The 26,546-nt window shown below is 58.2% G+C and carries 22 protein-coding genes; 6 read left to right on the forward strand and 16 right to left on the reverse strand.

The window, feature by feature from the left end; genetic code table 11:
• Positions 1 to 60 precede the first annotated feature (60 nt).
• Both JDEN_RS07085 and JDEN_RS07090 read left to right on the forward strand, forming a co-directional pair.
• Entirely contained in the window at positions 61 to 717 is a 657-nt protein-coding gene (locus JDEN_RS07085; protein ID WP_015771686.1) for a potassium channel family protein, read from the forward strand.
• Complete coding sequence (locus JDEN_RS07090; RefSeq protein ID WP_015771687.1) at positions 714 to 1,391, forward strand: potassium channel family protein; 678 nt, start codon at positions 714 to 716, stop codon at positions 1,389 to 1,391. Before JDEN_RS07085 ends, JDEN_RS07090 begins: the two co-directional genes overlap by 4 nt.
• On the opposite strand, the gene JDEN_RS07095 is transcribed toward JDEN_RS07090, so the two are convergent.
• The 6 genes from JDEN_RS07095 to JDEN_RS07120 form a co-directional block, all read right to left on the reverse strand.
• Positions 1,321 to 2,064, reverse strand: coding sequence for a DUF3159 domain-containing protein (locus tag JDEN_RS07095; RefSeq protein ID WP_015771688.1), 744 nt, complete (start codon positions 2,062 to 2,064; stop codon positions 1,321 to 1,323). The two genes, JDEN_RS07090 and JDEN_RS07095, sit on opposite strands and share 71 nt — an antisense overlap.
• Before the next feature lies 1 nt (position 2,065).
• On the reverse strand, positions 2,066 to 2,446 hold the full coding sequence (locus JDEN_RS07100; RefSeq protein WP_015771689.1) for an OB-fold nucleic acid binding domain-containing protein: 381 nt from the start codon (positions 2,444 to 2,446) through the stop codon (positions 2,066 to 2,068).
• The gene (locus tag JDEN_RS07105; protein ID WP_015771690.1) at positions 2,447 to 3,148 is read right to left on the reverse strand and encodes a DUF3710 domain-containing protein; all 702 of its coding nucleotides are present in this window, start codon (positions 3,146 to 3,148) and stop codon (positions 2,447 to 2,449) included.
• 131 nt (positions 3,149 to 3,279) lie between these two features.
• Positions 3,280 to 3,756 (reverse strand): dUTP diphosphatase, encoded by a 477-nt coding sequence (gene dut, locus JDEN_RS07110; protein WP_015771691.1) that lies wholly within the window; start codon positions 3,754 to 3,756, stop codon positions 3,280 to 3,282.
• A gap of 48 nt (positions 3,757 to 3,804) precedes the next feature.
• Positions 3,805 to 4,101 carry a DUF4193 domain-containing protein gene (locus tag JDEN_RS07115; RefSeq protein WP_015771692.1) on the reverse strand — a complete coding sequence of 99 codons (297 nt, stop codon included), beginning with the start codon at positions 4,099 to 4,101 and terminating at the stop codon, positions 3,805 to 3,807.
• A 222-nt stretch (positions 4,102 to 4,323) separates the two neighbouring features.
• The gene (locus JDEN_RS07120; protein ID WP_015771693.1) at positions 4,324 to 5,205 is read right to left on the reverse strand and encodes an inositol monophosphatase family protein; all 882 of its coding nucleotides are present in this window, start codon (positions 5,203 to 5,205) and stop codon (positions 4,324 to 4,326) included.
• A 142-nt stretch (positions 5,206 to 5,347) separates the two neighbouring features.
• On the opposite strand from JDEN_RS07120, the gene sepH reads away from it, so the two are divergent.
• On the forward strand, positions 5,348 to 6,595 hold the full coding sequence (sepH, locus tag JDEN_RS12985; RefSeq protein ID WP_015771694.1) for a septation protein SepH: 1,248 nt from the start codon (positions 5,348 to 5,350) through the stop codon (positions 6,593 to 6,595).
• Between the two features lie 55 nt (positions 6,596 to 6,650).
• Here sepH and JDEN_RS07130 read toward each other — a convergent pair whose 3' ends face one another.
• From JDEN_RS07130 to JDEN_RS07140, 3 genes are read right to left on the reverse strand one after another with little or no spacing between them, the layout of a single operon-like run.
• Positions 6,651 to 7,838 (reverse strand): alkaline phosphatase family protein, encoded by a 1,188-nt coding sequence (locus tag JDEN_RS07130; protein WP_015771695.1) that lies wholly within the window; start codon positions 7,836 to 7,838, stop codon positions 6,651 to 6,653.
• Positions 7,835 to 8,443, reverse strand: a complete 609-nt coding sequence (locus tag JDEN_RS07135) for a DUF5998 family protein (protein WP_015771696.1) — start codon at positions 8,441 to 8,443, stop codon at positions 7,835 to 7,837. Before JDEN_RS07135 ends, JDEN_RS07130 begins: the two co-directional genes overlap by 4 nt.
• Before the next feature lie 35 nt (positions 8,444 to 8,478).
• On the reverse strand, positions 8,479 to 11,208 hold the full coding sequence (locus JDEN_RS07140; protein WP_015771697.1) for a bifunctional acetate--CoA ligase family protein/GNAT family N-acetyltransferase: 2,730 nt from the start codon (positions 11,206 to 11,208) through the stop codon (positions 8,479 to 8,481).
• Between the two features lie 136 nt (positions 11,209 to 11,344).
• Here JDEN_RS07140 and JDEN_RS07145 point away from each other — a divergent pair, with 136 nt between their 5' ends.
• Positions 11,345 to 13,831, forward strand: coding sequence for a DNA gyrase/topoisomerase IV subunit A (locus JDEN_RS07145; RefSeq protein WP_015771698.1), 2,487 nt, complete (start codon positions 11,345 to 11,347; stop codon positions 13,829 to 13,831).
• A gap of 42 nt (positions 13,832 to 13,873) precedes the next feature.
• The gene (gene metH / locus JDEN_RS07150) at positions 13,874 to 17,419 is read left to right on the forward strand and encodes a methionine synthase (protein ID WP_015771699.1); all 3,546 of its coding nucleotides are present in this window, start codon (positions 13,874 to 13,876) and stop codon (positions 17,417 to 17,419) included.
• On the opposite strand, the gene JDEN_RS07155 is transcribed toward metH, so the two are convergent.
• From JDEN_RS07155 to JDEN_RS07185, 7 genes are all read right to left on the reverse strand, one after another.
• Positions 17,334 to 18,230 (reverse strand): ECF transporter S component, encoded by an 897-nt coding sequence (locus JDEN_RS07155; RefSeq protein ID WP_041287853.1) that lies wholly within the window; start codon positions 18,228 to 18,230, stop codon positions 17,334 to 17,336. The two genes, metH and JDEN_RS07155, sit on opposite strands and share 86 nt — an antisense overlap.
• The gene (locus JDEN_RS07160; RefSeq protein ID WP_015771700.1) at positions 18,227 to 19,888 is read right to left on the reverse strand and encodes an ATP-binding cassette domain-containing protein; all 1,662 of its coding nucleotides are present in this window, start codon (positions 19,886 to 19,888) and stop codon (positions 18,227 to 18,229) included. Before JDEN_RS07160 ends, JDEN_RS07155 begins: the two co-directional genes overlap by 4 nt.
• Positions 19,872 to 20,741, reverse strand: coding sequence for a hypothetical protein (locus JDEN_RS07165; protein WP_143713265.1), 870 nt, complete (start codon positions 20,739 to 20,741; stop codon positions 19,872 to 19,874). Before JDEN_RS07165 ends, JDEN_RS07160 begins: the two co-directional genes overlap by 17 nt.
• A gap of 92 nt (positions 20,742 to 20,833) precedes the next feature.
• Positions 20,834 to 21,541, reverse strand: coding sequence for a hypothetical protein (locus JDEN_RS12990; RefSeq protein ID WP_049754448.1), 708 nt, complete (start codon positions 21,539 to 21,541; stop codon positions 20,834 to 20,836).
• Between the two features lie 88 nt (positions 21,542 to 21,629).
• A complete protein-coding gene (locus tag JDEN_RS12995; protein ID WP_015771703.1) occupies positions 21,630 to 22,682 on the reverse strand; it encodes a prenyltransferase/squalene oxidase repeat-containing protein in 1,053 nt (350 codons plus the stop codon).
• Positions 22,683 to 22,787: 105 nt separating this feature from the next.
• Positions 22,788 to 23,924, reverse strand: a complete 1,137-nt coding sequence (locus tag JDEN_RS07180) for a GNAT family N-acetyltransferase (RefSeq protein ID WP_015771704.1) — start codon at positions 23,922 to 23,924, stop codon at positions 22,788 to 22,790.
• Positions 23,921 to 26,092 carry a DNA gyrase/topoisomerase IV subunit B gene (locus JDEN_RS07185; protein WP_015771705.1) on the reverse strand — a complete coding sequence of 724 codons (2,172 nt, stop codon included), beginning with the start codon at positions 26,090 to 26,092 and terminating at the stop codon, positions 23,921 to 23,923. Before JDEN_RS07185 ends, JDEN_RS07180 begins: the two co-directional genes overlap by 4 nt.
• A gap of 78 nt (positions 26,093 to 26,170) precedes the next feature.
• On the opposite strand from JDEN_RS07185, the gene JDEN_RS07190 reads away from it, so the two are divergent.
• On the forward strand, positions 26,171 to 26,497 hold the full coding sequence (locus tag JDEN_RS07190) for a DUF7455 domain-containing protein (protein WP_404810753.1): 327 nt from the start codon (positions 26,171 to 26,173) through the stop codon (positions 26,495 to 26,497).
• The last annotated feature ends 49 nt before the right edge of the window (positions 26,498 to 26,546 follow it).

Below are 26,546 nucleotides of genomic sequence, written 5' to 3' on the forward strand. Positions count from 1 at the left end.
CTACGTGTTACCCCTTGCCCCCTCAATGGTGTAGTTTCCTTAACTGTGCACTTCATCATTATGGGATGTGGACGGGTAGGAGCAACACTCGCCCAATCACTCGAACACCGCGGACACTCCGTTGCCGTGGTGGACCAAAACCCTGACTCTTTCCGTCGACTTCCCCCCGATTTCGGGGGCAAGAAGGTCACCGGAATTGGTTTTGACCGCGACACTCTCACCCAAGCCGGTGTGGACGAATGCTACGCCTTGGCAGCGGTGTCAGACGGCGATAACTCCAACATTTTGACCGCACGTGTGGCACGAGAAAAGTTCGGGGTTCAGCACGTTGTCGCTCGCATTTACGACACACAGCGTGCCGAGATTTACCAACGGTTAGGGATTTCGACGGTCGCCACCGTCCGGTGGACTGCAGACCAGGTGCTCCGCCGCATGCTCCCACTAGGGGCAACAGATGAGTATCGTGATCCGTCCGGAAATGTGCGCTTGTGCCAAATGGATGTCCACCCCGACTGGTACGGCACTACCATGCGAAAAATCGACGAACTCACAGGTGCGCGAACCGCGTTCATAGCCCGTTATGGCACCGGTCAACTCGCCGAACCTCTGACCGTCCTCCAAGAAGGGGACGTCCTTCACATGCTTGTCCACGCCACGGAAGTCACCGATGTGGAACGCACTCTCACTCACCCACCACACCAGGAGGACGCATCGTGAAGGTGGTGATCGCAGGAGCGGGATCTGTGGGTCGCTCTATCGCCTTAGAGCTGTTAACCAACGACCACGACGTGACAATTATTGACCGTCACCCCTCAGCAATGCGTGTTGCGCAGGTCCCTGAAGCGGAGTGGATTCTTGCCGATGCGTGCGAACTGAAAACCATGGATGAAGCGAACGTGGGCGACTGCGACGTTGTTGTCGCTGCGACGGGCGATGACAAAGCGAACCTTGTCATTTCGTTGCTTGCCAAAACTGAATACGGTGTTCCCCGTGTTGTTGCCCGAGTCAATAACCCTCGCAACGAGTGGATGTATGACGACTCCTGGGGCGTTGACGTGGCTGTGTCAACGCCACGCATTATGACTGCGATGGTCGAAGAGGCTGTTGCCGTAGGTGACTTAGTCAAGATCTTCACGTTCCACCAGTCAGGCGCTGACATCCTCGAATTCACCGTACCTCCTGGGTTTGCACTGATTGGTCGCACGATCGCACAGATCCAGTGGCCTGCTGACACAGTTCTCGCAGCGATCGTCCGCGGTGGGCTTCCTATCGCGCCGAGCCAAGACGACACCCTTGAGGTCGGGGACGAGTTGTTGTTTGTTACAGGTCCTGACGTGACTGTTGATCAACTTCATTCGGTGCTGGCGTCCGGTGAATCAGCCGCCACGTAAGCCATAGCACAAGCGCAAAAAGTGGAACACCCATGACGAGGCGGGCAGTTCCCAGAGCACCAACCGCGTCGTCGCCCGCGAAGTACAGTGGGGCTTGGACTCCCAGGCGCGCGAGGAACATGGCGATCCACAACCACGTTGCAATGGTGTAGCGTTTCATCAGGTCGCTGTCGTTGCGCCACGAGGTGTCAAAAAGCTGCCGCCAGGAGACGTCTTCGCCCGCTTTTGCGCGCGCAGCCTGATCAGAGAAGCCTGATTTGAACAGTTCGACAAGGACACCCACACCAGGCCAGCGCACGATCAGGGACACCGCGAGCGCCACTGCGTAGCTGAGGTTGACGACAAGCCCCCACACGTAGAAATCTCCGGCGCTACCGGAGCGCCATGCGGCGAACACGCCGATCGCGACCCCAAAGACCCCAGAAAAGGCAAGGGTCACTGGTGTCCGTTGCGCAAGTCGTATTCCCACGAAGACGAGAGCTAGTCCCAACGAACCAATCAGTGCGGGGGTCAGTTGCTGGGTGACCACAAACACGATGAGGTACACCAGACCTGGGGCTGTTGCTTCGATGAGGCCGCGTACTCCGCCAACGGCTTCCCAGGTGTTGAAATTGTCTTGGGCGATGGCACGCATCCCGCGCGCTGGTGGTTGCGCTGAGGGTGTGTTCGTCACGTTATTCTCCTGGTTTTGGCTTCAGCGCGTAGCGGGGGTTGTACAGCACTTGTCGGCCATTGGTGGTGACAACGAGTCCGTGTGCTTTGAGGCGTGCTCCTGGTTCTATGCCACTGATCCGGCGTCGCCCCAGCCAGATCAAGTCGATGGCACCGCTTCCGTCGTACAGCTCCACTTCGAGTGCCGCGGTTCCCCCGTGGGGTCTGAGGACAACTGAACGGACCACTCCACTGAGGTTGGCGCGTTGGCGTGGTTGGGCCTCGGCAATGGGGATGACGTCGGTGTCGAGTGCGGCTTCTTTGCGTTCTTCGTCTGCTGCGACTTGATCAGCGGAGGGAAAGATACGCCGAATGAGTGTCGACGCTGGGCGTTGTCCAACCAATTAACGAACCTCGGTGATCTCCGGGCCGCGGCGAAGTGGGTTGAGCGCGGGTTGGCCTTGTCCCGTGGTTGCCCGTGCGGTTGGTCGACCCGGTAGCGTCAGTTCAAGCAGGTCACGTGGAGCGCGTGGTTCTTGTCCTCGGACCACTGCGGTGTGGGCAAAAATGTCCTCGAGTGGAGCGGCGGCTGCGGGGTCGAAGGCAGCTCGACCGGAAAACACGCCACGCAGGAACCAGCGCGGACCATCAAATCCCACAAAACGTGCTGGTTGGATTCCTTGTTGCCCGTCTTTGAGTTTCACTGGGAGTTTGACCAGAAGTTCCCGGCCGAAGGTACCGGGGACATCATCAACGGTGCCGCCTTGTTGCGTGATGGAGGCGCCAATTTCTGAGCGGATTTCGTCCCAGAGTCCTGATCGTTTCGGTGCAGCGAATGCTTGGAGTTGCAGGATTGAGTCGTTGTGTTTGATGGCAACTCCGGTGACACGTTGGGTCTTTTTGTCGACCTCCATGCGCACTTCTAACCCTTCGCGACCGGGAAGCCATAGGGCCCCCAAGTCGAGCCGGTTACCACGTTCGCCGAGGATGTCTGCGTCGTAGGGGCCGCGTTCTGGTACTTGTGCCTCGTGTTCATCGGGGCTCACCGGGCTGTGTGTTGTCGTCTCCGGTTCCTCGATGTCACTTTTGCGTCGAAACAACGCCACGGGGCACTCCTTCACATATTGGCAACGTCAGTGTGGTCCTGGTGCGGTGCACTGTCCGCATCCACCATAGCGCGTCTCGTGACCGTTTCGTAATACTCAATCATGGTCCGTCGGTCGTGACGATGGGGAGATCACACTGGAGCGTTGTCCTGTTTGTCATTCCATCCACCCGATGAACCAAACCCACCGGCCCCGCGTGCTGATCCAGGCAACGTCGTCGCTTCAACGAAGCGCACCTGCTCCACACGTTGAATGACCAACTGCGCAATGCGGTCGCCACGGACCAGCGTGATTGCTGTTGTTGGGTCTGTGTTCAACAGAACAACCTGAATCTCACCTCGGTAACCGGCGTCGATCGTTCCGGGCGCGTTGACCACCGTTAAGCCGTGTCGAGCAGCGAGCCCGGACCGGGGGTGCACGAAGCCAGCTAGCCCGTGAGGTAAGGCCAGTGCGACACCTGTCGGCACGGTGACACGCTCCCCCGGCTGTAGCGTCACATCGACACGCGTCACCAAGTCAGCACCCGCATCGCCAGGATGCGCATAACTGGGCACTGGGAGGTCAGCGTCAAGTCGTAGGATCAACACCTCGGGACGGTGATCAGTCATGATGTGCTCACTTCACGGGGACAACAACCAACAGACAGGTTCGGGCTGTTACGCACACTCAGTGCAAATCTGCTGCCCGCTTTTGTCAATAACAAGTTGGCTGCGGTGGTGAACAAGGAAGCACGAGGTGCAGGTGAACTCGTCAGCTTGACGTGGGATCACTCGAACTGCAAGTTCTTCGCCGGAAAGATCAGCGCCTGGGAGTTCAAATCCCTCAGCTGCCTCAATTTCATCCTCGTCGACGACCCCTGAGCTCTTGTCAGACCGACGCGCTTTGAGCTCTTCGAGAGAGTCTTCGCTGATGTCTTCTTCGGTCTTGCGTGGGGCATCGTAATCGGTTGCCATTAGTGTGGTCACACTCCGTTGCACGTGGTTGATGGTTATCCCGTCCTGGGATAGCCCTATGCCGAGTCTTAACGCATCGATGGTCCACAAAGTTCCCACAATGCGGTGGTGTCCTCGATGCCTCTGGCTAGTGAAGCCAGTGACTCCGCGCAATTATGCAGCGCAAAGTGTCATGGGGGCAAGTGGTAAGACACGTGGCGCGCAATTATGGTGGACATCACGTCACAGTGGGTGCGAAGACGGGCTCTTCGAGGTGGGCAGATCGTCAACGACGACGCCGCGAAGGATAGTGCGCAACTGTTCCACTCGGGGCTCATGCCCCACGATGGTCATCCGGGTGGTTGGGTAGTCGGTGTGTAACCCACGACTGACTGCTCCTGCTTCTTCGGCGATCAGTTGTCCGGCCGCCACATCCCATGGGCTCAGTCCACGTTCGTAGTACAGGTCCAGCGCTCCCTCGGCCAGTGCACACAGATCCAGTGCTGCTGATCCGATCCGGCGTAGGTCTCTGATGTGCGGAAGGACGTGCGGTAGCCATTGCGCTTGGGTGAAGCGCACCTGAGGGTCGTACCCAAAACCAGTGGCGGTGAGGCACTCGCCCAGTGTGTCCGGTGTGTTGATGGCCAACCGTTGGTCTCCTTTGAAGGCCCCGTGTCCGCGAGCCGCCCACCAGAGTTCACCGTCTGGGATTCGGATCACAGCTCCAGCGAGGATCGTCCAGTCTTGTGGGTTGGGCTTGCCCTGGACTACAGCGATGGATACAGAGTGTGATGGCAGCCCGTACAGGTAGTTCACTGTCCCATCGATAGGGTCCACTACCCAGGTGAGGCCACTTGTTCCGGTGACCGTGTCGGTGGATTCCTCGCCGAGGAATCCGTCGTGTGGGCGCTGTGTGGCAAGCGCACCCCGGATGAGTTCTTCGATGTCACGGTCCATTTGCGTCACCACGTCGGTGGGGGTGGTTTTGGTGTCAAGAACGGTGGCGCGTGGCGGTTGGTGATCAACGATGTGCTGGCGTGCTGTGGTGGCGAGGGTCCGGCAGATGGCGGCTAAGTCGGTAGCGTTGATGGTGTCGTTGGTGGCGGGTGCAGTGGTGTCTGACATGTCTTCATCGTGCCTTATGAAGGTGGAGAGAAGGTAAACGTTTCGGGTGATGTCACACTCTCCCCTGCGGCACACCGCGTGAATTACTCGTATTCTGGCCTCGGTGGGGCAACACTGGGTTAAAACTATTGCGGGAGGGTTGATGACTGAGCAACCGGAGGTCCAGGTGAGGCTGTTAGGCCTCGATGGTGACCACCTTGTTCTTGGCGCGCCCGATGGTGGTCGCTTCCGATTGGAAATCACCGAAATGCTTCGTGCCGCGGTTCGCCGTGATCGTCCTGCTATTGAGCAGTTACGTGCGTTGGACAAGGCACCGTTGTCCCCGCGCGATATTCAAGCGCGCATCCGTTCAGGGATGTCCGCTGGTGAGTTGGCGGATACGTTTGGGGTCCCGGTGGAGCATGTGCGCCGTTATGAGGGCCCCGTGCTTGCTGAGCGGCAGTACATTGCCGGGCTTGCCCGTTCGGCGCCTGTTTCTGGGGATGGGGATTCCCCTCATCTTGAGGATGTGGTGGTTGATCGGTTAGCGCAACGTGGTGTTGATGTGTCCGACTTGGTGTGGGATGCCTACCGGTCTGATACTCATGGCTGGCTGGTATCGGTCACATTTGATCTTGATGACACGATTTCGCAGGCACAGTGGACGTTCCGCCCGTCAAGCAAGTCTTTGACGGCAATTGATGGGCAGGCACGGTGGTTGTCGGAAACTCGGCTCACCGGGAGCGTGCCTGTGGTGGCACCCACTCCAGGCCGACATCTGTCTGCGGTGGGTGCTGAGGTCTTTGATGTGGAAGCTTTTCAGCAACCCCGTGAGACGAGCCCTGCTGATTCTCAGGAAGCAACCCAGGCGCTCCTTGACGAGTTGGACCGGTTGCGCGGGGTGCGAACCGGCGGGTTCCCTCATGTTGGGGATATGGTGCAAGACCCACCGTCGGTGTCGGGGGCTCCAGCCTCTGAGAATCGACCTCGTAGTGCACCTGTCCCGATTGTGGACAATGATGCTCGCGTGTACGTGTTGTCAGCTCCTTCAGCGCAACCAGTGGACCCAGCCGTTCAGTCCACCAGCACGGCCAGCACACGCTCTGCACCGGAGGCGGTGTCTCCTATACCTGGGCGTCCTGGGCGTCCGTCTACTGTGTCAGCTCGTACCGGCAGTGTCCCGGTGACACCGCAGGCACACCGTGTGAGTGACCAGGACGATGCACCACCACACACGGGGGCGTTCACCCCACCGCGTGTGGGTAGCGCCGAGCCTGGTACGGATGTTGATGTGTTTGGTGATCCGGTCGATGAACGCACTGTGGGTCGTTCTGGTCGCCGGAGCAAGGGGCGTCAGCGCTCCCCTATGCCGAGTTGGGATGAAATCGTTTTTGGTACTCGAACTGATTGAGCCTGTGTTGTGACCAGCACGTGCAGTTGGCCGCCCATACCAGTTGGCGGGGCTTTTACAGGTCCGCTGGGCGCACAGCAAGCAGCGGGACGTGCACTTCGGTGGGTGTGAGCGACCCGTGCATTCCTTTGAGCGCGATGGCTTGAGCTGCCATCGTTGAGGAATCCACAACCGCTGTTGTGCCTGTTGTCAGGACGAGGACATCACCGAACCAGGGGGCGACACGGTCATCGACCTGACCAAGTAGCCCTGATTCTTGGGCTTGGTGGCGGTCAAGGACAACAGCACGGCTGCCCAGTGTGTCCGCCCAGCGTGCTGCAACGTCTGCGGCGCTACGTGGTGAGTTGGTGTAAATCTGTGGGGCACGCGGTTCGCCAGCAACACCTCGCACTGATCGCATGAGCGCGTAGTGGTCTGCCACATCGATTCGGTCGCGCGGGCCGATGTGAACCATGCCATGGTCGGCTGTGAGAACAACGAGCGTGTCGGGTGGGACACGCTGAAGAAGATCAGCCAGGGCCACATCAAAGTCAGCAAGCGCGGTTGTCCAGGGCACCGAGTTGGGGCCTGTCACGTGGCCTATTGCATCAATCTGGCCCCAGTAGGTGTGGACAAGACCTGGGGCGCGTAGTGCGTTCACAGTGGCGTTGACTGTGTCTGTGAGCGTCTCGGCTGACACATGGTGGGCGCCGGAAAAGCACGCGTTCGTGAGCCCTGAATCTTTGAAGGTGGACTGCGAAATACTTGTCACCGTGGTGTAGGTCTGGGCGAGCGAGGTGAGTTGTGCGCGTTGCTGGTGGTGATGGGGGTCAGGGAGGTTCTTCCACGAGATGAACTGGGATAGGTCACCTGTGTGGGGATGGATCGCTGAATACCCGGTGAGACCGGTTTGACCAGCTAATTCCCCTGTGCCAATGGTCGCCATGGACGTTGCGGTGGTAGTGGGAAAACCAGTCATCGCTGGCTTGCTTGTGTTCAACAGATGAGTGAGAGTGGGCGCTACCGCGTGGTGCTCGGCGACGTTGTGCCACCCCAAGCCGTCAACGACGAGGAGAAGGATCCGCTCAGCAGTGGGCCACCCCAATTCCATCGCATGGGTGGTGAAGGGGTTGGGGTGGGGTTGAGTGTCGTGCAGACTTGCCCACACGTTGTGTGCAATATGGGCGATGTGCGGGCTGGTTGTGTCTGGAGCGATCAGTCCGTGGGGGGTCAGGATCGTGTGCGCTGGGTGGGTGGTCGTCACGGTGTCCTCTGAGTGTGGGTGGCCGTTGCCCGAGAAAGCGCGGAGGCAAACACGGTTGCTTTGTGGACTGCTTCGGCACCTTCTGCCTGGGCTGAGACTCGAATCATGACGTCATCGCTGGTGATTGACCCGTTGTACCCGTGGTCGGCTTCACAATTTGGGTCGGGGCACACCACCGGTTCCATGTCGATGCGAGACACCGCCCCCCACCCAATGGCGAGTGTGAGTTCCAAAGGGGTATCGCCTGGTTGGTGTTTTTCTGGCGCATTCACCGAGTGTGTGAGCACTACTGAGGTGATCGCCGACAACGCAACTGACTCAGTTGTGGCCGCCGCCCGCGCATGGACGGGACCGTCGGGGGTGTGTTCTTCTAAGTGGTCATCAACATGAGCCAGGATGAGGCGCGAATCGGTGAGAACAAGCACCGTGACATGCCGTTTGATTTCCGCGTGCGCAAATGTTGTTTCCACATGGACAAGGTGGGAGCGTACTTCTTCACCGCCCAGCGCCACATCGAGGACAGAGAAAACTAGTTGCGGGTAATACCCCGAACGTTGGATGTCCTGGTTCAAAGATTCGTGTGGAGAAGAAGTCGGGTGGTGCACTGTTTTAGTGTAGTCGCTCCTGAGCGTCTCTGGGGTTACTGAGGAAGTTGGCGGCGTTGTTTGTCGTACCGTTGCGCGGGCTGAATGATCAACCGCGCTGAGAGCACTGCTGCACCCTGGTGTGCCACCACAACCGGGTACAATTCCAACTCTCGAATCTGTGGGTGATGATCAGCCAATTGAGACAAACGCCCCAGCAGGTCAGTGATCGCGTCTGTGTCAGCAGTGGGCAGCCCCTTGTACCCAAATAGTCGTGGAGCCGCCCCCAACGATCTCACCATGGTGATCGCGTCCGTCGTGGTCAACGGCGCAATACCATAACTAAGATCGTCAAGAAGATCTGTTGCATCACCGGACAAACCAAAAGAAATCACCGGCCCAAACAACTCGTCTTCACGAGTCCGCATGACACACGCAACCCCAGATGGTGCCATCTTTTGGACACTAAAAGTGAAACACGGATCTGACGGTGACCGTCCTAATTGCTGGCTGAGTTCTGTGCGCATCGCATGAAAAGCCCGCTCAAGTTCCTCTGGAGTGTGTAAACCAAGACGCACCCCACCAAGGTCCGCGCGATGACGCAGCGCATCGGCAGTACTTTTCAACGCAACAGGCCACCCAACCGTTTGTGCCGCCGCAACTGCCTCAGCTGATGTAGCAACAGTGACCGCCTCCCATACGGTGATCCCGTAGGCAGCAAGCACATTCGCGGTGAGCTCCGCACTGGCAGGACCATCGGGGGCCGCACTGAGTAGCTGGCTTACCCGGTGTCGGTCAATATCATGATGCTCAATACGGTCACCCTGATCTGTGGCAAGCCATGTGGTGTACCCATGCACATGGCGGAGCACCTTGATGGCATCCTCCGGGGTGGAATAGGCCGGCACAGTGACACCATCGCTGGTCAATTCGGGGGTCAGACCATGGAACCCATACATGCACGCGACGGTGGGAATCCGGTGACGGGCCGCATTCTTTGCGATCGCGGCCAGCGTGTCCGCGCCTACATCCGTCACTGTCGGCACATGCGCAATCACCACAGTGTCCACGTCGCTGCACGCGTACGCCTCTTCGATCGTTGCATGAACATCACGGGCAGGAGCAAGCGGAGGAATAACACCCATGTGCCGGACATCCAACCCCGATGACCGCGCCGCCTCAGCCGTAATCGCAGCCAAGGACTCTGAGGTTGCAACAATGGCTACACGCGGCCCACCCGGCAGTGGTTGAGTGGCAAAATACTGCAGCGTGTCCACAAGTTCGTGGGTGTTTGCGGTCCTAATGACCCCCGCCTGCTGGAACATATGATCCAACGTCTTGCGTGGAGTACTGGTCTGACGTACTGCATGCCCTCGGGGCACAATATGTCCAGATTGGCCAGCACTGACGACCACAACTGGTTTACGTCGCGACAACCTCCGTGCAATCCGCGCGAACTTGCGCGGGTTACCAATCGACTCCAAGTACATTCCCACCGCATGGGTGTCGGTATCATCATGCCAAAACTGCATCAGGTCATTACCCGAGATGTCAGCACGATTACCCGCCGACAAAAAGTTCGCCACCCCTAACCGTCTGCGCCCCACAGTAGCCAACAAGGTGACCGCCATCGCGGCAGACTGGCAGAACAACCCCACTGTCCCCGCCGGTGGTAGTGACGGTGCGAGCGACGCATTAAACGGCGCATCAGAAGTCGAAGAAAACAACCCATGACTCGCTGGCCCGACAATACGAATACCTGCGCCATGAGCAGTTCTCAACATGTCGCGTTGCAACCTCAACCCATGAGCGCCTTTTTCCGCGAACCCTGAGCTCATCATCACAGCAGTGTGAATCCCTTTATCAGCCAAAATAGCTAAAATCGGGGCCGTCGCATGATCAGCAACCGTGATGACAGCCAAATCGAATGTCGTGTCATCAGCAAGAAAACTCCGCACATCGGCATGATGCACAAAAGTGTCCCGCATCCCATGGCGACGCTGCGCATCGCGAATCGTCACAGGGGTCAGCCCCACCACGTGAAGCACCTGCCCCGCCACACCAATCCCCGACGACAAGGCCGCACTTGCCAACCGTGTTTCCTCAGGAGTTGGTTCATCAGTCAACGATGCAATCAACACCATACGACGCGGGCGAAACAGCCGCTGCATCGACCGCGACTCAGCACGATGTTCACGCTCAGCCATAACATGTTCTGAACGCACAGTGGGATCAAGATCCACAGACACTGTCACAATGCCATCATCCACATACTGGGTTTGGTCATACCCAGCCTCCGTAAACACCGCTAGCATCCGGGCGTTATGCGGAAGCACCTCAGCGGTAAACCGTCGGATCCCTACCTCCCGAGCAGCATCCGCGATGTGTTCTAGCAGCACAGAGCCCAACCCTTTACCTTGGATGTGATCCGACACATTGAACGCCACCTCCGCTTCATCAGCGTCGACCCGATCAAACCGGGCCACCCCAATGATGCGTTCCACCCCTGGCTCACGTGCGCTCGTTGTCGTGGCAACGATGGCGCAACGATCCACGTAGTCAACGTGCGTAAACCGGGCAAGATCCCGGTCCGACAACCGCTCTAAGTGAGCAAAAAACCGCATGTAGGTGGATTGCTGTGATTGCCCAGTGTGGAAACGTTGCAACGCATCACGATCCGCAGGAGTGATCGGACGAACATGAGCAGTTGTGCCATCACGCAGAACAACATCAGCCTCCCAATGCTGCGGGTATGGGAGAGTCGCGGAGTGGTCAGCGTCAGTCACACCATCAGAGTACGGCGTTTTTCACCACGGTATGAGGTCCCAAGCATTCGTGTCCTTAGTTGGTGTGGGTGACACACCGTATGCTTGGTGTCGTTGTCTCACCCAGTTCTGAGCCCGTCAAGGAGCCTGTTCCCTCATGGCGCATAAGCCAGCCACGACCACGCCAGCCCCCATCGCTGAGCGCATCATCGACGTTGATGTCACCGCGGAAATGGAAACGTCATTCCTCGAGTACGCCTACTCCGTGATTTATTCACGCGCACTTCCTGACGCACGCGACGGGATGAAACCCGTACAACGCCGCATCTTGTACATGATGGCGGACATGGGCTTACGTCCCGACCGGGGCCACGTCAAATGCTCCCGTGTCGTTGGTGAAGTCATGGGTAAACTTCACCCCCACGGCGACTCAGCAATCTACGATGCGCTCGTGCGCTTGGCACAGTCGTTCTCGTTACGCGTACCTCTTGTCGATGGTCACGGCAACTTTGGTTCCCTCGACGACGGTCCTGCAGCTGCCCGATACACTGAGGCACGCCTGGCCGCATCCGCGCTCGCCATGACAGCAGACCTCGATGAAGATGTGGTTGACTTCATCCCCAACTACGACAACCGGCTTACTCAACCAGATGTTCTTCCCGCCGCGATCCCCGCGCTCCTTGTTAATGGCGCATCAGGAATTGCTGTGGGAATGGCCACCAATCTCGCTCCTCACAACCTCGTGGAAGTCATTAGCGCAGCACGACACTTGCTTGCACACCCTGATGCCACCCTTGATGACCTCATGCGTCACGTTCCAGGCCCAGACCTCCCCACTGGGGGGCGCATCGTTGGGTTAGACGGAATCCGTGAAGCCTACGAAACCGGTCGGGGAAGCTTCCGAACCCGCGCAACCGCGCAGATCACCAACGTCACCTCCCGCCGACGCGGAATCGTCATCACCGAGTTGCCCTACCTTGTCGGCCCGGAAAAAGTCATCGAGAAAATTAAGGAAGGCGTCACCAACAAAAAACTGGCAGGGATCTCCAATGTCACTGACCTGACAGACCGTGAACACGGGTTAAAACTCGTCATCGAAGTGAAGACCGGGTTCGACCCAGACGCAGTCCTCGAAGCTCTCTACCGGTATACACCACTGGAAGAATCTTTTGGGATCAACAACGTTGCCCTTGTCGATGGTCAACCCCGCACTCTTGGTTTGCGCGACATGATCCAGGTGTGGGTGAACCACAGAATTTCGGTGATTCGCCGCAGAAGTGAGTACCGGCTCAAGCGACGCACGGAACGCCAACACCTTGTTGAGGGTCTGTTGCGCGCAATCCTCGACATTGACGAAGTCATTGATGTCATTCGCACCTCCGATGACTCCGCAACAGCACGCACACGGTTGATGGACGTCTTTGACCTCTCTGAGGTCCAAGCCGACTACATCCTTGAATTACGGCTTCGACGTCTCACTAAGTTCTCCCGCCTTGAGTTAGAAAAGGAACGAGACGATCTCGCCGCGCAGATTGCTGAACTCACCGAAATTCTTGGTGACGAACGGGTCCTTCACCGGCTTGTTTCGCAAGAAATGGCCGATGTGGCCCGCGCTCATGGCACACCTCGCCGCACAGTCCTTGTCACCTCGGACGGTTCAGTGTCCACGTCGTCGGCGCAGCCAGCGCCACGCCGTGGAGCCCCGGTTGATCCTGCGTCACTTCAAATCGCCGACGCTCCGTGCACGGTGGTTCTCAGTTCCACCGGTCTTCTAGCTCGCACAACTGATGATTCCCCACTTGTTGCTGATGATCAGCGTTCTGCGCATGACGCACTGACCTCGGTAACTTCCACCTCAGTCCGCGGCACAATTGGCGCGTTAACCTCCCGGGGGCGCGTGATCAAAATTCAGGTTGTGGAATTACCCGCTATTCCCAGTGTGGATCGGTCAGTGTCCGTTGCTGCGGGGATTCCTGTGACGGACTTGGTGGAACTCGAGGGGACAGAACGAGTCATCGCCCTGGTGTCGTTTGCTGAGCAAGCCCCACCGTTGGCGATGGGAACTGCTGCTGGTGTGGTTAAGCGTGTCGCCATGAATGAACCTCCCCGAGCGGATGTCTTTGACGCCATCACCCTCAAGGAGGGCGACGAGATCGTGGGTGCCGCTCACTGCACCGATGACGCTGACCTGGTGTTCCTGAGCAGCGATGCGCGACTTCTCCGGTTTACCGCATCCTCGGTTCGACCCCAAGGTCGCGCTGCTGGAGGTATGTCTGGGATGAAACTTGCTCCCGGAACGCGCGCTCTGAGCTTCAGTGTGATATCACCTGATACTGAGGCCGCAGTCGTGACAATTGCCGGGGCTCGTGATGCGCTTGACAATAGCGTGGGAGGCAGCATCAAGGTGTCACCCTTTGACCTCTTCCCCCGCAAGGGGCGGGCAACCGGAGGCGTTCGTGCCCACCGTTTCCTCAAAGGGGAAGACGTCCTCATTCATGGTGCCGTGGCCCCTCGCCCAGCGAAGGCCAGCGATGACCAGGGGCGCCCTGTGGCATTACCTGACCTCGATGACCGGCGTGATGGGTCTGGACAACCTCTCACCACGCCCATCGCCGCCATCGCTTCGGCGGTTCCCAACCTCTGATACGCACCATCTCAACCAGTGGGCCTGCCTTAGACTGATCGCATGGACACTCCACGCGCTTCACGTCTTCGGCAGGCCCTGACCCATCGCGTTGTCGTCGCTGACGGCGCAATGGGAACAATGCTTCAAGCAGCATCACTCACCCTTGAGGACTTTCACGGCTTAGAAGGCTGCAACGAAATACTCAACGTCACCGTCCCTGACGTGATCGAGTCCATCCACGACGCCTACTTTGCGGTGGGAGTCGACTGCGTTGAATCCAACACATTCGGTGCCAACTGGTCCAACCTCTCCGACTACGAGATCGACGACCGGATCTACGAACTCGCTTACGCTGGCGCATCGATTGCACGACGCTCCGCCGACCGAGCAGCAACCGAACAACAGCGAGACACCTGGGTCCTCGGCTCCATGGGCCCAGGCACAAAACTCCCAAGCCTGGGCCACACCACCTACGCCCACCTCAAAACAACCTTCACCCAGCAGGCGCTTGGGCTCCTGGACGGTGGTGCCGACGCGTTTCTCATCGAAACAGCCCAAGACATACTCCAAGCCAAAGCAGCAATCAACGCCTGCCACGCCGCCATGGAAGAACGAGGCAAACGGATCCTCATCATGGTGTCAGTCACCGTGGAAACCACCGGCACCATGCTCATGGGCTCCGAAATCGGTGCTGCACTCACCGCACTCAGCGCCCTCAACATCGACAGCATCGGGCTGAACTGTGCCACTGGACCAGCAGAAATGTCCGAACACCTCCGCCACCTGTCCAAACACGCCCCCATCCCGGTCACCTGCATGCCCAACGCAGGACTGCCCGTCCTCGGGAAAAACGGGGCCGAATACCCACTGACACCCACAGAACTCGCGGCAGCGCATCGTCAATTTGTCACCGAGTTTGGGCTCGGGCTCGTGGGAGGATGCTGTGGAACCACACCCGAACACCTCGGCGCAGTTGTTGCAGCAGTACGCGACACTTCCCCGGCGAAGCGGACGGTCACCGTAGAAAACGGGGTGGCCTCGCTGTACAGTCACACCGACTTCCACCAAGATTCCTCGTTCCTGGCGATCGGGGAACGCACCAACGCCAATGGTTCCAAAGCTTTTCGTGAGGCCATGCTCGCCGAAAATTGGGACGAATGCGTGACCATCGCCCGCTCGCAAACCCGCGACGGCGCCCATGTTCTCGACGTCTGCGTTGATTACGTCGGCCGTGACGGAGTTGCCGACGTCACCAACGTCGTCTCACGGCTTGCCTCCGCGTCAACGCTCCCCCTGGTCATCGACTCCACCGAACCTGACGTCATCAAAGCTGCCCTCGAACTCATCGGCGGGCGACCAGTGGTCAATTCAGTGAACTTTGAAGACGGCGATGGTCCCACTTCCCGCTACGCCCGCATCATGCCGCTTGTCAAAGAACACGGCGCCGCAGTTGTCGCCCTGACGATCGACGAAGAAGGCCAAGCGCGCACACGGGACGCCAAAGTCGCCATCGCTACCCGGCTTATTACCGACCTTACGACACGGTGGGGCATGTCCGTGACCGACATCATCGTGGACACCCTCACATTTCCCATTGCGACCGGTCAGGAGGAAACCCGCCGCGACGCCATCGAAACAATCCACGCGATCAAAGACATCACCACCGCATTTCCTGGAATTCACACCACACTCGGTGTCTCGAACGTGTCCTTTGGGCTTAGCCCAGCCGCCCGCCACGTTCTCAACTCGGTGTTCCTCCACGAAGCAGTCGCAGCAGGACTTGATTCAGCGATTGTGCATGCCGCAAAAATCATGCCACTCAAGAACATCCCCGACGAACAGCGGGAGGCAGCCCTCGACCTCATCTGGGACCGCCGTCGATACGACGACGAGGGTGTGATGATCCATGACCCGCTCGCCCATTTCCTCAACGTGTTTTCTGGTGTCGACGCCGCCAGCCTCAACCAGAGCCGAGCCGAAGAACTCGCGGCACTCCCACTGACAGAACGTCTCGAACGTCGGATCATCGATGGCGATAACAAAGGTCTCACCGGCGACCTCGACCAAGCGTTGTCACAGGGGATCTCCGCACTCGACATCATCAACGATCATCTACTCGCAGGAATGAAAGTGGTCGGCGACCTCTTTGGGCGCGGGGAGATGCAACTCCCGTTTGTGTTGCAGTCCGCTGAAACCATGAAAGCCGCCGTAGCCTGGCTCGAACCACACATGGAACGCACGGAATCCGCGGGTAAAGGAACCATGGTGCTCGCCACGGTGCGCGGCGATGTCCACGACATTGGGAAGAATCTTGTTGACATCATTTTGACCAACAACGGCTACAACGTCATCAACATTGGGATCAAACAGTCCATCAACGCCATGATTGAGGCAGCAGAAGAGCACAACGCTGATGTCATCGGAATGTCTGGACTTTTGGTGAAATCTACCGTGGTCATGAAAGAAAACCTTGAGGAGCTCAACTCCCGCGGGTTGGCGCGAAAGTATCCCGTTCTTCTCGGGGGAGCCGCGCTCACCCGCGTTTATGTGGAAGATGACCTTGACGAGGTGTATGACGGCGTAGTTCGTTATGCACGCGACGCGTTTGAAGCCCTGCGACTTATGGATTCTCTGGTGGCCATTGCACGAGGGGCAAACTCGAACGATGTTGACCTTCCGCCTCTCAAGAAAAGACGTCACAACGTTGTCACAGTGACTCAAACAGCTGAAGAAGATCTTCCCGAACGGTCCACCATCGCAGCGGACAACCCGATCCCTACCCCGCCGTTCTGGGGCACCCGGGTGGTGAAAGGAATCCACCTGGCTGACTATGCCGCAATGCTCGACGAACGAGCAACCTTCATGGGGCAATGGGGACTCAAACCAACTCGTTCTGGTGATGGCCCCAGCTATGAGGAACTCGTCGAGCACGAAGGACGACCCCGCCTGCGCGCCTGGCTTGATCGAATTGCCACCCAAGACATCTTCGATCCGACCGTTCTCTACGGGTATTTTCCGGTGTACGCGGAGGGGAACGATGTCGTCCTCCTCCACCACGAGGGACCTGACGGTGGCTCCGAAGGTGAACCATTGACGGAACGCATGCGGTTCACCTTTCCACGACAACGGCGTGACCGGCACCTATGCCTTGCCGACTTTGTTCAATCACGTGAGCGGTTCTTCGAGACGGGCACACCTGATGTTGTTGCTGTTCAGCTGGTGACCATTGGCGACAAAGTCTCCGAACACACCGCCCGCATGTACGCCGACAACCAGTACCGTGACTACCTGGAACTGCACGGTCTCTCCGTGCAAATGACAGAAGCCCTTGCTGAGTTCTGGCATTCTCGTGTCCGCGAAGAGTTGGGGTTCGCTGATGAGGAACCTGACACCACCGATGGTTTGTTCTCGTTGGAGTATCGCGGCGCACGGTTCTCCTTGGGATACCCAGCCTGTCCTGACATGGAAGACCGCCGTAAAATTGTGCGCCTGCTTCGGGCTCGTGACTACGGTGTGGAACTTAGTGACGAGTTGCAGCTTCACCCCGAGCAGTCAACGGACGCGTTCGTGTTCCATCACCCAGAGGCAAAGTACTTCTCGGTGTGAAATGGCGGGAAAATGTCGCCACCATGGCCGGCCCTATGCTCGCCATCAGCATCGCGTTTGCTATGGCACGAACTGTGTCCCAAGTGAGGGTTGACGTCGCCAGGGTGTAACGGAAGAAGCGGACGAGATTAGTGGCGGCAGGTTCTCCGGGAATCAGTGCAAGCCGTGAGCTGGGGTCAATGGTCCATGGCCACAGCCACATGTTCATGGCCGCACCGAATAAGTACGCCACAATCACGGTGTAGACCACAAGCGCGAGTCGTGTACCCCGTGGAACAGCCCAACCATGCCGAGTACCCGAAATGCCCGTGGCCTGAATGGGAGCCTGGTGTGCCCATCGTCGAATACCAGTCACATGAGCAACTGCCCCAGCTCCGGCAGCGACCCACCCGCAGGCAAGCATTTGAAACGGGAGCCATGGCCCCAGCCCCCCGGTCACGACTGCCGACACCACAATGGTCACAACCCCAAGGACAAAACCCATTCTTACTCCTGCCACCCACCCTGCCGTGATGAGAATGAAGAAGATGAGTTCCACCCCGAAAGTACCCATCGAGAGGAACCGTGCTGCGGTTCCCGCAACAACTGTCACCGCAATAAGCGCCAAGGGGCGAGGGTGGACAAGTGTTCTCGCAAGAAGTGTTGCAGCAGCCAACGTGAGGAGTGGGAGAAACACGAGAACAACCCACGGCACAGTGGGGCTGGTACTCGTCGTGCTCGCGATCAAGGGCCACAGCAATGACCCGACTGTAATGCCGGCAAGGAACACCACAATGAGCACATCCAGCACCGTCGTCCGTTGGGAGATCATCGGTCCTCGAACAGGGTGATTGCTTCCTCAAGGGTGAGGACTGGGTGTGGGTGGCACACCCGGGTGACAAGCGGTGCGGAAAACTGAGAGGTAGCAAGTGCGGCACGTGGGGTGGTGTCAGCAACAAGTTCACCCGCATCAAGCCACCACACACGGTTCGCTATCCGAGCCATTGAGTCAACGTCATGCCCAGCGATCAGCACCGGTATCCCTTGTTGTGACCACTGGGTGATGAGCTTTTCCACCTCAGCGGTCGCCTGCGCATCCAGGGATCGGGTGGGTTCGTCCAGGATGATGATGTCTGGGTGCCCGGCTGTCATCACTGCGAGCGCGAGCAGGTGTTGTTGCCCTTGGGAAAGGTCGTGTGGGTGGGTGGTGGGATTCAAGGTAGGGATGAGGGTACTGGCAAGCGACCAGGTGGTCCCTGGGGTGAGGTTCCATTCGGCGTCGGCTGCTGCGCATTCGTCATCGGTGCGTTGGTGAAGCAGGATGATCGATGCGTGGGCTGGTAGGTAGGCGCATCGTGATGGTGGGGTGGAAGGCTGTGTGCGTCGGCGTGGTAGCCACAATGGGCGGCGGTGTTGCGGGCCGGGGGTGGTGGTTGAGTGGTGCCAGGTGAGGTGCCCTGCTGTTCGTAGTGTGGGGTCGATGAGGGCGGCGAGGAGTGTTGTTTTTCCTGCTCCGTTGGAGCCGAGTACAGCGATGACGTCGCCTGCGTTGACGGTGGCGTTCACCTGGTGCAGTGCGGTTCGTTGGTGGAGGGTGCCACGTTGGTCACGTTCTATGTAGTGAACCGTGAGGCCGTTGAGGGTTAGGGTCGGGCTGGGCTGGTCAGGGCTGGTTGGTGGTGTGGGGGCGGTGGTTGGTGGGTGGTTCAACAGCGGTGCGAGCGCCTGTCGGGCGGCGCCAACGGAGGTGTGGGCGGTGTCTGTGTACCGTGTGGTGAGGGTGTGGGTGACGGGTTCTGCGGGTGTGCGTGCCAGCACGGCACCGATGTCGCCGGTGACGTGTCCGTTGCTGGTCAAGCGCAGTGCGTGGTCTGCATCAAGGTAGTTGCTGACGCGGTGGTCGGCGGCGATCACTGTGATCCCGTACTCGTGGGCGAGTCGGGTCAGGAGTGAGACAAGGTCGTGCGCTGAGTGGGGGTCCAGGAGTGTGGTGGGTTCGTCGCAGAGGAGAACTGCGGGTTGCAGGGTGAGGGCTCCTGCGATGGCGATGCGTTGGGCTTGTCCTGCGGAAAGGGTGTCAACGTTGCGGTAGCGCAGGGTAGTTGCGCCCACTGCACTGAGTGTTTCGGCGATGCGTTGAGCGATGATGGGGCGCGGTATTCCTCGGCTTTCGAGCGGGTAGGCCAGGTGGGCTTCGACGGTGGCGGCGAGGAAAGCTGATGTGGGTGTGGAGGGCACGTAACCGAGGAAAGCGCTTCGGTGGGCTGCTGTGGTGGCAGTGAGGTCTGTGTCATTGACTGTGATGCGTCCGTGAACGGTGGCGTGGTCAACGTCTGTTGCTATTCCGGCGATTGTACGCAGCAGTGTGGATTTTCCCACGCCGATGTCGCCCACGAGCAGGGTGAGGGTTCCGCTGAGAAATTGTGTTGTCAGTGGTGGTGAGGTCCAACCGGAGGGATACCTGGTGTGCACGTCAAGACAGGTAAGCATGGGTGTCCTTTCGGGCGATCACTAAGGGGGTGAGCACAAGTGTCATGCTGAGGGCCCCTATCCCTGGTGTGTGGTGGCTGAGCGATCCAGTTGCCATGATGAGTGCTGCGCTCCACATGGTGGCGTCACGCCAGGTGATGTGCTGTCGGCGCAGTGCGGTTGTGCCTTTGTGGGCGGTGCGCCACATGCTGATTGTGGTGAGTGTCAGGAGGAAGGCACTGACTGTTGTGAGGGTGGGTGAGTGCAGGAGGACGCTGGTCATCGTCATGGTTGCGGTGGTGAGGAAGAGAAAGACCAGGAGGGTTGCTTTTCGTTGCTGTTGGCGTGTGTGTGGGTGGCGGGCACGGGAGAGTGCAGCGGCGAGTGTGACTGACTCGCTGAGGAGGATGTCTGTGAGAGAGACAAGAAGTTGTTTGCGTGGGGCGTGGGGGCGAATTCGGTGGATGAGGTGGGCGTTGGGGATGTGGTGGGCCAGTGTGCGGGCGAGTGCGGAACTTACTGTGATGAGTGTGGTGACGGTGCCGGGGGACCGTGGGAGTAAGGTGACCCATTGGCCCGGGGGGACGAGTGCTGCGAGGGTGCCGCTTGCGACGACGAGCAGGATGAGGCTCGTTGCTCCTTGGAGTGCTTGAAGCAGCGTCGTTGAGGTGATGTACCCAAACAGGGTGACAAAGCCGAGGCTGATTGGGGGCAACCCCCATCCGGTCTGCGTGGTGGAGCCTGGGAAGATGAGGGTGAATGCGAGCCGAAATGCGATGATGAGGCAACTCATTGTGATGGTGGCGAGCACGATCCGTCGTTGAGAGCGGCCAACTGCGAACGCAAACGCACCAAGGAGCAGTCCAAGCGCCATGGCTGCGCCACTGTGCCATGATCCAAGTAGGCCCGTGATCACTGCCGCGAGTATCCATACGCACCAACTTGATGCACCTATTCCGGCAAGGTTCACAGCGGTGTTCCGGGCGTGTGTCGGGTGGTTCTTTGAGCGCGTCGGCGAATAATGACGAGGACTACTGCTGCGGCAATGATGCAACACGTGATGATGACTGCCCGGTTGTTGGTCACCGATGTCGTGGTGATCGTTTCTGCCGGTGTGTTGTCAGGGGGATGGTCATTCACGGAGACTGTGCGTACTTGCAGGTCAGCGAGCGCGGTGTCTGGTGTCGTCGGTGGGGTGTCTCCGGTGTGGTAGGACAAGACCAGGACGTCACCGTGTGTCAGACGAATCGTATCAACGCCATAGTGAGCATATTCAAAGCTTGTGGTGGTGTTTTCCTTGACCCACAAGGTCCAGTACGCAGTGGCTTGAGGGGTGTGTACACACGCCTCGGTGATGTGGTGTCCCGCAGCAGGGATGCGTTCGGTGGCCGTTGGGCGTCCTTGGACTCGGCACACAAACGCGGGGATCCGTGCTGTTCCCTCGAGTGTGATGCCAGCGTGACGAGCAAGTTCACGACCTGTGATGGTCTGGGTGAGTCCGGTGACGCACACAAGTTCCGCGTTGTGGTCAAGCACACCGTAATCCACGCCAAGTGTGATGCCTGGGCAGGACGGGAGTATGTCGAGTTCTGGATCGTGATTGTTGTGGGCCACAGGCGGTAGCACAAGAGCAACAACTATCCCCCAGGCCACCGTGGGCAGGAGGGCTTTCACGCGACCAAGTGCGCTCCTCAACCTATGTCGTGAGCCAGGCACCCGCAGCACATAGTGTCGCATCCGGGCAACCTTTCGTGTGATAACGCTAAGACGCTTCCGGTTCTGAGGTCACAAACATGTCAGAGAACGACAGCCCGGACAATGCAAGAACCCCTTGTGCCGTTGCACGAGCATCATCGTTGCCGTTCACTTGGAACACTCCCCCAGGTGCGTTGTGCAGCAACGACAAAAGGTAGGCTTGCGACGCGGTGAAAGTATCATGACCTGCGTCTTTGAGTGCTGTTGTCACGACCGCTGTGGTATTCACATTGGGTTCACCGGTCACCGCATCGTTCCAAGAACGCCCCACAGTTTCCTCGTTTGCTTGGGAGTCTAGGTAGTCTCCTGCTGATTGCAGGACTGCGTTGTCAACTGTTGCCCCGTCAACTGCTTGTTGCGCCACAACCAACGCTGACACCGCAAATGCAGTGGAATCTGGGTCCGACGTACACTGCCCATCCGCATCAACGAAAGTCGCAGAAAAACCGCCATCTTCGCATTGCTGAGTAGCCAGGAAATCAGTGGCTGCTTGGACGTCACCACCGTATTGGGCGGTTGCCATCACACCCCACGATTGGGTTACCGTGTTGGTGTAATCCTCTTGTGCATGGTCAGCGAACTGTCCTGAACTGAGCTGTAAGTCACTCAAACGGGCCATCAAATCGACACCCCCCACATCAGAGGGATTGTAGCCAAGCAGATCGAGCACTGCCGCAAGTTTTGCGGTGGCCCCTGCATAACGGTCTTTGTCATAGGTTGTGTAGGCGACAACATTTTCTTCTGTTGCTAAAGCTTCGCCTGCTTCGACAACGTCAGCTGGTACCGGAAGGTCTTGCACGGCCGCAACTGCGGTCAGCGCCATGACAACATCCAACGTGAGGCCGTAGTCGGGAAATGAGGCTCCCTCGAACTCACTGTGCACAATTCCTGAGTCAGAAATTTGCTGCTGAAGCCAACCTGCAGCCGACAGTGTTTCTTCGTCAAGGATGGATGATGGCTCCACCGTGGGTTGTGGCGCCGGTTGTGGTGCGGCGCACCCCGTCATGACAAACGCCACCAGGGCGATAGCGCTGATGAGCCCCCTACGTTGGGATCGCACGTGCTGCTCCTTTTATCTTTACTTGTCTTCCGTTGTAAGCCTACGTGATGGGTTCTCAGGACATGGCCATGTCTCAGGGGATCCCTACAACGATCCGATCACAGATCAGATATTGATCTCTTTGCTGTACACCAATGAGGTTGCGATGTCGTCAAATCCTAGTCGGGCGCACAGTGACCACATCCGGTGTTCATCGATGTCCACATCAATGTTGGCGCACTGAACGCCTTGACGCGCGAGAACAGCTAACGTGTGGACAAGAAGTGCGGTGGTGACTCCACGCCGCCGATATTGGGGGCGCACTCCCACAGTTTCAATGTGCCCCATCGACACCCCTGTGTGTTCCCATTGCTCGTCATGTCGGCCACAAAGAACAAATCCCACGACCAGAGGTTCGCTTTCTGTGGAGCTGGCGTTGTGATCAAGGACTGCAAAACTCCACGGTGCCCACAACTGCGCCCGTTCTCGAGCCCACGTTTCCTCGGTGTGGCGCGTCGCTCCCCATACACCGTGAAATACCTCGTTATGGGTTTGGCGAATAAGATCATCAAGGTCGGCATTCCACCGGTGAATCGTGAGATTGTCATGGAGTTTGACATCCGCGACAGGCTGAGAAAGGTCACGACGCATTGTTCGCACATGGCGCTTGACCTGATAACCGTGTTGTTCCAAACTGTGCAATCGGGTGGCTGATCGGCCGGTGACCTGATGCACGATGCGCGCCTTCTTGGATCCATTGCGGCCCGGTTGCTGGGCGAGACACTGTTGGGCTTGCTCTGTCGCCCAGCGCACAATCGCGGACTCTCGCACTGGACTGCGGTAGCGTGGGTGCACCGCGATTTTGACGCTGATGTGATCGATCGAATCGGTGTGTGGGCGATGATCAACGAAAGCGCAGGCCACGAGAACACGGCCGTGGTACCCGCCAATTGTGTCGCGTATGGGATTGACCCAGGATCCATCAAACCAGGACTCGACCTCGATGAGAGACGCTGTTCGTGTCGCTCCGTCGTGCCGGTCACTGGTGCTGAGCAGTTGATGCACCTCTGTTGCATCGCTGATGTGCAACGGCAGCCACGTCAATGTGTCGTCATGCGCTAAGTGAGGACCCTGGCCTCCAGGCAGGTCATGGTGATGATCTCCCTGGGGGGTTGCGACGAGGTGGTCTGAACGTCGGTACTCTGCTTCGCCCATCGTGTAGTTGACATGATCAATCACCGGCGCAATCGTTGCAGAACTCACGCGTCAATTTGCGCTCGGTCGAGTTGGCTTGCTCCTTGAATGATGAACTCTTTGCGTGGGGCGACATGCTGACCCATGAGCAGTTCAAAAGCTTCTTCAGCAGCGTGAGCGTGGTCAACGGTAACGCGTCTCAGTGTCCGGTGTGCAGGGTCCATGGTCGTTTCTGCGAGCTGATCCGCGTCCATCTCTCCTAATCCTTTGTACCGTTGGATGTCTTCTTTGAATGCACGCCCTTGCTTGCGCAATTTTGCCAGCGTTGCCGTCAACTCAGCTTCCGAGTAGGTGTAGATGTAGGAGTTCTTCCTGCGCCCTGAACCCACCACTTCGATCCGGTGCAAAGGTGGGACTGCGGCAAAGACACGCCCCTCAGCAATGAGGGGACGCATGTATCGGAAAAAGAGAGTGAGGAGCAGTGTGCGAATGTGTGCACCATCAACATCTGCGTCGGTCATCAAGATGACTTTTCCGTAGCGGGCTGCCTCAAGGTCAAAACTGCGACCAGAACCCGCACCGATCACTTGAATAATTGATGCGCATTCTGCGTTACGGAGCATGTCAGAAATCGAGGCTTTTTGAACGTTAAGGATCTTGCCACGGATGGGGAGCAGAGCTTGAAACTCTGATGAACGCGCAAGTTTCGCTGTTCCTAACGCGGAGTCCCCTTCCACAATAAACAATTCTGACCTTGTCACATCATGGGTGCGGCAGTCTGCCAGTTTTGCTGGCAGAGTGGAAGACTCCAAGGCGTTCTTTCGCCGTGAAATCTCCTTTTGTTTGCGCGCTGACACACGCGCACGCATCTCCGCAACGATCTTTTCCAGGAGCAGTGACGTGTGTGCTTTGTCATCCCGCTTCGTTGAGGTAAACAGCGCTTTCAAGTTGTCTTCAACAACCTTGGACACGATAGCTCTTACCGGCGCTGTCCCGAGAACCTCCTTGGTTTGTCCTTCAAACTGCGGCTCAGCTAGTCGCACAGTCAACACTGCAGTCAAGCCGGCAAGGATGTCCTCTTTATCGATGCGCTCTTGGTTGTCTTTGGTGCTGACTTTCAGTTTGCGCGCGTTGGTTTCCACCGCTTTACGCAAATACTTGACCAGGCCCTGCTCGAACCCCACAAGGTGGGTACCACCTTTGGGGGTCGCGATGATGTTGACAAAACTGCGAACGGTGGTGTCGTACCCGTTTCCCCACCGCAGTGCGATGTCCACGACACAGTCCCGTTCTACTTCTTGCGAAACGAGGTGTCCGTTGTTGTCAAGTACGGGAACGGTTTCTTTGAAGCTTCCTGTTCCTTGAAAACGCCAGGTTCCTGTTAACGGAACATCAGGGGCAAGGAACTCAACAAAGTCCACTGCGCCACCATCATGGACAAATGACTCTTCATAAGGACCGTGTTCCCCTGGAGTTCCCGGCACTGCACGCTCATCACGAATAGTGATGGTTAACCCCGGAACAAGGAAGGATGTTTGTCGAGCCCGTGCAACAAGTTCGTCGTAGTTGAACACGGCAGAGGTTGGGAAGATCTGTCGGTCAGCCCAGTAGCGAACCTTGGTTCCAGTAAGACCGCGCTTTGCTTTACGGGCCACACGGAGCTCTGACCTGTTCACAAACGCATCAAAGCGTGACTCCGGGGATGGGCGATCCACGTCAGTATCATGAAAGATGCCTGGTTCTCCCCGTCGAAAAGTCATCACATGGACCTTCGATGCGCGAGTAACCTCCACATCGAGACGCGCAGACAATGCGTTCACCACTGACGCACCCACCCCATGTAACCCACCGGAGGCTGTGTAGGATCCGCCACCAAATTTCCCGCCTGCATGGAGTTTGGTATACACCACCTCGACTCCGCTCAGGCCCGTTTTGGGTTCAATATCGACCGGAATACCGCGACCGTTATCCTCCACTGTCACCGAGGTATCAGCGTGTAGTGTCACCGTAATGTCGGTGCAGTGGCCCCCCAGAGCTTCATCAACGGAGTTGTCAATGATCTCCCATAAACAGTGCATGATTCCGCGCGAGTCGGTAGAACCGATGTACATGCCGGGTCGTTTCCGAACCGCTTCGAGCCCTTCAAGGACTGAGAGGTGGCGTGCGGTGTAGTCAGACGTTGGGATTTGGGAACTCACAAGTGGACATCTTAGCGGTGTTGACTGACAGGCCCACATTCACACTGGCGCGTTGTCCACCACCGCCCCTCGTGACCCGCATGGGCACAGCGATTGTTGCTCTCTGACACGAGCGCAATGAAAGGGAAATCACAGGGTGTCATGTACGCCGGTGGCGAACCTCAGGAGAAAGGGGAAGATAATCAGCGCCGTCAATGGTTGGATGATGACATGAGCGAAACAACAACGACCCCCCGCAAGGACACGCTAACTGCAGCCGACCGGTGCGACCGCTGCGGCGCACAAGCGTACGTGCGTGTCGTTCTCTCTGCTGGTGAGTTGCTTTTCTGCGCCCACCATGCACGCAACCACCTCCCCCAACTTGAAGATGTGGCCCGCGAAATCCACGACGAAACTGACAGGCTCTACGCCGAGCACGGCTCCGCGGCAACAGCGGCGGTGTAGCCTGCCCCACTCGCGGTCTGCACGTCGTCGATGTGCATCATTTGAGTGA

The sequence above is a fragment of the Jonesia denitrificans DSM 20603 genome, assembly GCF_000024065.1.
Lineage (GTDB): Bacteria > Actinomycetota > Actinomycetes > Actinomycetales > Cellulomonadaceae > Jonesia > Jonesia denitrificans.

Excerpts from the sequence above, each read along its gene's own strand:
- JDEN_RS07085 (WP_015771686.1), top strand. The coding sequence starts at position 61 with ATGGGATGTGGACGGGTAGGAGCAACACTCGCCCAATCACTCGAACAC.
- dut (WP_015771691.1), bottom strand. The coding sequence starts at position 3,756 with ATGACTGATCACCGTCCCGAGGTGTTGATCCTACGACTTGACGCTGAC.
- JDEN_RS07115 (WP_015771692.1), bottom strand. The coding sequence starts at position 4,101 with ATGGCAACCGATTACGATGCCCCACGCAAGACCGAAGAAGACATCAGC.
- JDEN_RS07120 (WP_015771693.1), bottom strand. The coding sequence starts at position 5,205 with ATGTCAGACACCACTGCACCCGCCACCAACGACACCATCAACGCTACC.
- sepH (WP_015771694.1), top strand. The coding sequence starts at position 5,348 with ATGACTGAGCAACCGGAGGTCCAGGTGAGGCTGTTAGGCCTCGATGGT.
- JDEN_RS07145 (WP_015771698.1), top strand. The coding sequence starts at position 11,345 with ATGGCGCATAAGCCAGCCACGACCACGCCAGCCCCCATCGCTGAGCGC.
- metH (WP_015771699.1), top strand. The coding sequence starts at position 13,874 with ATGGACACTCCACGCGCTTCACGTCTTCGGCAGGCCCTGACCCATCGC.
- JDEN_RS07155 (WP_041287853.1), bottom strand. The coding sequence starts at position 18,230 with ATGATCTCCCAACGGACGACGGTGCTGGATGTGCTCATTGTGGTGTTC.
- JDEN_RS07160 (WP_015771700.1), bottom strand. The coding sequence starts at position 19,888 with ATGCTTACCTGTCTTGACGTGCACACCAGGTATCCCTCCGGTTGGACC.
- JDEN_RS07165 (WP_143713265.1), bottom strand. The coding sequence starts at position 20,741 with ATGGCGCTTGGACTGCTCCTTGGTGCGTTTGCGTTCGCAGTTGGCCGC.
- JDEN_RS07185 (WP_015771705.1), bottom strand. The coding sequence starts at position 26,092 with ATGTGGGCCTGTCAGTCAACACCGCTAAGATGTCCACTTGTGAGTTCC.
- JDEN_RS07190 (WP_404810753.1), top strand. The coding sequence starts at position 26,171 with ATGAAAGGGAAATCACAGGGTGTCATGTACGCCGGTGGCGAACCTCAG.